Here is a 274-nt window from a genome sequence, read left to right as displayed (position 1 = left end):
TGGCTTTGATTGCCGATTATCCAACCGTGTTTCGGTTGGCCGTGATGTTGAATCTCGCAGCAATCCTTGCGTTGATCGTACACTTCTTCCGCGCCCGGCGGCTTCTCGATGTACCGCACAGCCTACGCCTGCCAAAAGGGGTAATTCTGCCGCATCTTATCTATGCCGGTGAACCAATTCTCAGGAGATCGAAATGACACTCTCAGTTCAGGACATCACGCATCATGTGCTGGACGTGCGCCCTCTGATCAAGGGCGGCGTGGAACCGTTCAAT

Annotated in this window: 1 protein-coding gene; it reads left to right on the top strand. The window is 53.6% G+C overall.

All coding sequences use genetic code 11. The features are described 5' to 3' along the window. Positions 1 to 197 (top strand): hypothetical protein (locus tag SB822_RS56940; protein ID WP_410859083.1); only part of this gene is annotated, 197 nt, incomplete at its 5' end. Positions 198 to 274 lie beyond the last annotated feature (77 nt).

This window comes from Paraburkholderia sp. SIMBA_054 (assembly GCF_046534875.1).
GTDB lineage: Bacteria > Pseudomonadota > Gammaproteobacteria > Burkholderiales > Burkholderiaceae > Paraburkholderia > Paraburkholderia hospita.
Note: the sequence above shows the minus strand (reverse complement) of the source record. Positions and strands in the feature narration are given on the sequence as shown.